The sequence below is a fragment of the Corynebacterium sp. c24Ua_83 genome, from assembly GCF_039907245.1.
GTDB lineage: Bacteria > Actinomycetota > Actinomycetes > Mycobacteriales > Mycobacteriaceae > Corynebacterium.
This window is the reverse complement of the sequence record NZ_JASBOI010000033.1, coordinates 1-5,581: the sequence shown is the minus strand read 5'-3', so window position 1 is coordinate 5,581 and position 5,581 is coordinate 1. Positions and strand designations below refer to the sequence as shown.

The following is a 5,581-nucleotide window of genomic DNA, read 5'->3' as shown; positions in this document are numbered from 1 at the left end:
TTTAGTTTTAGTGCCGGCGGTGACTTACTCTCCCACACCCTCCCAGGTGCAGTACCATCAGCGCAGGTAGGCTTAGCTTCCGGGTTCGGAAAGGGACCGGGCGTGACCCCACCGCTAACAACCACCGACAAACCAATAATCAGAACAAAACACACACCCAACCAAACCAACACCGATTCAGCTGGTGTGTCGTGCCGTTCCAGACACTGCATAACAGACGCGAGCACACACTATTGCGACAATCCGAAATCGTCTCAGAAACAACCACACAACAAAAGTGGCTTTTTGTGTTGAACATCGGCTAATTAGTACCGGTCACCTCCATCACTCACATGACTTCCAGATCCGGCCTATCAACCCCATAATCTATAGGGAACCTCAAAAGAAACCTCATCTCAGAACAGGCTTCCCGCTTAGATGCTTTCAGCGGTTATCCCTCCCATACGTAGCCAACCAGCCATGCCACGGGCGTGACAACTGGCCCACCAGAGGTATGTCCGTCCCGGTCCTCTCGTACTAGGGACAGCCTTCTACAAGTTTCAACGCGCACGGCGGATAGAGACCGAACTGTCTCACGACGTTCTAAACCCAGCTCGCGTGCCGCTTTAATGGGCGAACAGCCCAACCCTTGGGACCTACTCCAGCCCCAGGATGCGACGAGCCGACATCGAGGTGCCAAACCATCCCGTCGATATGGACTCTTGGGGAAGATCAGCCTGTTATCCCCGGGGTACCTTTTATCCGTTGAGCGACACCGCTTCCACAAGCCGGTGCCGGATCACTAGTCCCTACTTTCGTACCTGCTCGACCTGTCAGTCTCACAGTCAAGCTCCCTTGTGCACTTACACTCAACACCTGATTGCCAACCAGGCTGAGGGAACCTTTGGGCGCCTCCGTTACACTTTGGGAGGCAACCGCCCCAGTTAAACTACCCACCAGGCACTGTCCCTAACCCGGATCACGGGCCGAGGTTCAGATGCCCAATCCGATCAGAGTGGTATTTCACCAACGACTCCACAACCACTAGCGTGACCACTTCACAGTCTCCCACCTATCCTACACAAACCGAACCGAACACCAATACCAAGCTATAGTGAAGGTCCCGGGGTCTTTTCGTCCTGCCGCGCGTAACGAGCATCTTTACTCGTACTGCAATTTCACCGGGCCTGTGGTTGAGACAGCAGGGAAGTCGTTACGCCATTCGTGCAGGTCGGAACTTACCCGACAAGGAATTTCGCTACCTTAGGATGGTTATAGTTACCACCGCCGTTTACTGGGGCTTAAATTCTCCGCTTCGACCACAAGGGTCTAACAGGTCCTCTTAACCTTCCAGCACCGGGCAGGCGTCAGTCCGTATACATCGACTTACCGTCTTCGCACGGACCTGTGTTTTTAGTAAACAGTCGCTTCCCTCTATTCTCTGCGACCACCACCAGCTCAACACGTCGTTCACCAGCAGCGGCACCCCTTCTCCCGAAGTTACGGGGCCATTTTGCCGAATTCCTTAACCACAGTTCACCCGAACGCCTTAGTATTCTCTACCTGACCACCTGTGTCGGTTTACGGTACGGGCCGTACATGCACTCACTAGAGGCTTTTCTCGACAGCATAGGATCACCAACATCCCCACAACGGGTACGCATCACGCCTCACCCACAAAGCAGGACGGATTTACCACTTCCTGCGGGCCACACGCTTACACCACAATCCAAATAAGTGGCTCGGCTACCTTCCTGCGTCACCCCATCGCTTGGCTACTACCAGATCAGGTCCCACGCATCCACACACCACACACACAAAATGCGCATGACACGCTTCAGGGTGGTTAGTATCACTGATTCACCATTGGTCGCACACACACGGGTACGGGAATATCAACCCGTTAACCATCGACTACGCCTGTCGGCCTCGCCTTAGGACCCGACTCACCCTGGGAAGATTAGCTTGACCCAGGAACCCTTAGTCATCCGGCGGATACGTTTCACACGCATCATTCGCTACTCATGCCTGCATTCTCACTCGCATAACCTCCACCACACGGTCACCCGGCAGCTTCAACGATCACACGACGCTCCCCTACCAACCCAACCAAAAGATTGAGTTCCGCGGTTTCGGCGGTGTACTTGAGCCCCACTACATTGTCGGCGCAGAACCACTCGACCAGTGAGCTATTACGCACTCTTTCAAGGATGGCTGCTTCTAAGCCAACCTCCTGGCTGTCTTCGCGATCCCACATCCTTTTCCACTTAGCACACTCTTAGGGGCCTTAACCGGCGATCTGGGCTGTTTCCCTCTCGACTAACGAAGCTTATCCCCCGCAGTCTCACTGCCGTACTCTGACTTACCGGCATTCGGAGTTTGGCTGACGTCGCTAAGATGATAGTCCCGCTCAACCAACCAGTAGCTCTACCTCCGGCAAGAAACACACGACGCTGCACCTAAATGCATTTCGGGGAGAACCAGCTATCACGGAGTTTGATTGGCCTTTCACCCCTACCCACAACTCATCCCCTCAGTTTTCAACCTAAGTGGGTTCGCGCCTCCACAGCCTCTTACAGCTGCTTCACACTGGCCATGGGTAGATCACCCCGCTTCGGGTCCAGGACACGCCACTAAAACACACCCTCATTAGGATTCGGTTTCCCTACGGCTACCCCACAACACGGGTTAACCTCGCGACATGCCGCTGACTCGCAGGCTCATTCTTCAAAAGGCACGCCATCACCCCAAAAAAAGGCTCTGACGGCTTGTAGGCACACGGTTTCAGGTACTATTTCACTCCCCTCCCGGGGTACTTTTCACCATTCCCTCACGGTACTCATACACTATCGGTCACAATAAGTATTCAGGCTTACCGGGCGGTCCCGGCAGATTCACAGCAGATTCCACGAGCCCGCTGCTACTCGGGTACATCATGTCAACCCCAACACCACATGCTTTCACGTACCGGACTCTCACCGTCTACGGCAGGCCATTCCAAACCACTTCCGCTAACACACAATGTCGGGGCACGGCATGGCAGCACCGCACAACACAACCCCACAACCCCACACACGCAACCCCTGCCAGGTATCACACGCATGCAGTTTAGCCAAAAATCCACGTTCGCTCGCCGCTACTAGCAGAATCATTATTATTTTCTTCTCCTACGGGTACTAAGATGTTTCACTTCCCCGCGTTACCACCACACAAACTATGAATTCATCCATGCAGCGACCACACACAACTGTGGCCAGGTTTCCCCATTCGGACACCCTCGGATCAACGCTCGATTGACAACTCCCCGAGGACTATCGCGGCCTTCCACGTCCTTCATCGGCTTATCATGCCCAAGGCATCCACCGTGCGCCCTTCACAGACAACACAAAATACTAAGACACCCACACACCAACCACACACCCAACAAAAGGCAATGCGATCAGCGCGTGAACAAAAATGATTTCAAACAAAAAATCACAAAAAGAAGATACTCGCGTCCACTATACAGTTCTCAAACAACACTAAACACCCACAACAAACCAACGAAAACTCATCAGCCCATTGCCGAGCGTCCACAAAAAGGAACAAACAGATTGTCCCAGACACCCAACAGCCATGACAAACCAAAACTTTGCTAACCCAACCCCAACACTGTGCCAACCCCAACACACAAACATCCAACACTATAGAAAAGTGACTTGAACACAACAGCACCCAACAACCACCAACAAAAGGCTGGTTGAACCGGCTACCTATTCACCCAGAAACAATTAAAAACAAATACTCCTTAGAAAGGAGGTGATCCAGCCGCACCTTCCGGTACGGCTACCTTGTTACGACTTCGTCCCAATCGCCAATCCCACCTTCGACAGCTCCCTAACAAGTTTGGGCCACTGGCTTCGGGTGTTACCAACTTTCATGACGTGACGGGCGGTGTGTACAAGGCCCGGGAACGTATTCACCGCAGCGTTGCTGATCTGCGATTACTAGCGACTCCGACTTCATGGAGTCGAGTTGCAGACTCCAATCCGAACTGAGACCGGCTTTAAGGGATTAGCTCCACCTCACGGTATCGCAACCCACTGTACCGACCATTGTAGCATGTGTGAAGCCCTGGACATAAGGGGCATGATGATTTGACGTCATCCCCACCTTCCTCCGAGTTAACCCCGGCAGTCTCTCGCGAGTCCCCACCATAACGTGCTGGCAACACAAGACAAGGGTTGCGCTCGTTGCGGGACTTAACCCAACATCTCACGACACGAGCTGACGACAACCATGCACCACCTGTACACCAGCCACAAGGGAAACTACATCTCTGCAGCGATCCGGTGTATGTCAAGCCCAGGTAAGGTTCTTCGCGTTGCATCGAATTAATCCACATGCTCCGCCGCTTGTGCGGGCCCCCGTCAATTCCTTTGAGTTTTAGCCTTGCGGCCGTACTCCCCAGGCGGGGCGCTTAATGCGTTAGCTACGGCACGGGAATCGTAAATAAAACCCCCACACCTAGCGCCCACCGTTTACGGCATGGACTACCAGGGTATCTAATCCTGTTCGCTACCCATGCTTTCGCTCCTCAGCGTCAGTAACTGCCCAGAGACCTGCCTTCGCCATCGGTGTTCCTCCTGATATCTGCGCATTTCACCGCTACACCAGGAATTCCAGTCTCCCCTACAGCACTCTAGTTATGCCCGTATCGCCTGCACGCCCGAAGTTAAGCCCCGGGATTTCACAGACGACGCGACAAACCACCTACGAGCTCTTTACGCCCAGTAATTCCGGACAACGCTCGCACCCTACGTATTACCGCGGCTGCTGGCACGTAGTTAGCCGGTGCTTCTTATCCAGGTACCGTCACCACAAGTGGCTTCTTCCCTAGCGAAAGGAGTTTACAACCCGAAGGCCGTCATCCCCCACGCGGCGTCGCTGCATCAGGCTTGCGCCCATTGTGCAATATTCCCCACTGCTGCCTCCCGTAGGAGTCTGGGCCGTGTCTCAGTCCCAATGTGGCCGTACACCCTCTCAGGCCGGCTACCCGTCGTCGCCTTGGTAGGCCATTACCCCACCAACAAGCTGATAGGCCGCGGGCTCATCTTGCACCGAAAAACTTTCCACCACACACACTAAAGCATGGTCCTATCCGGTATTAGACCCAGTTTCCCAGGCTTATCCCGAAGTGCAAGGCAGATCACCCACGTGTTACTCACCCGTTCGCCACTCGAGTACCCCTTGCAAGCAAGAGGCCTTTCCGTTCGACTTGCATGTGTTAAGCACGCCGCCAGCGTTCGTCCTGAGCCAGGATCAAACTCTCCATAAAAAATGCCATCAGACACATGGTGAGCCTGAAAACCAGGCAAAACAAAAAACTACTGACAAAAGAATTGAAAAAAGGATAAATAAATCACATCAACCAACACCAACAACACTCAAACAGTCTCGCTGGCTATTGATCAGACACAACATACATCCCACAAACTTTTCCAAAACTTCTATCAGCCCAACAAGCACCCATAAAAAGGCGACTCTTGCTGGGATACGCACATTACATATCGTGGAAGCGTTAACCCCACGCTGGCGTAACCACCACCAACCCACAATCCAT

General features: G+C 53.4%; 1 protein-coding gene and 3 rRNA genes. All 4 read right to left on the bottom strand.

From position 1 onward, the window contains the following. Positions 1-11 precede the first annotated feature (11 nt). A 5S ribosomal RNA gene (gene rrf / locus QKE30_RS10570) occupies positions 12-129 on the bottom strand. A gap of 155 nt (positions 130-284) precedes the next feature. Further along, positions 285-3,366 (bottom strand): 23S ribosomal RNA (locus QKE30_RS10565). 404 nt (positions 3,367-3,770) lie between these two features. Beyond that, a 16S ribosomal RNA gene (locus tag QKE30_RS10560) occupies positions 3,771-5,296 on the bottom strand. Together the 16S, 23S and 5S rRNA genes form the textbook arrangement of a ribosomal RNA operon. An 89-nt stretch (positions 5,297-5,385) precedes the next feature. Further along, positions 5,386-5,581: hypothetical protein (locus tag QKE30_RS10555; RefSeq protein WP_347934761.1), on the bottom strand; the 196-nt coding region annotated here is incomplete at its 5' end.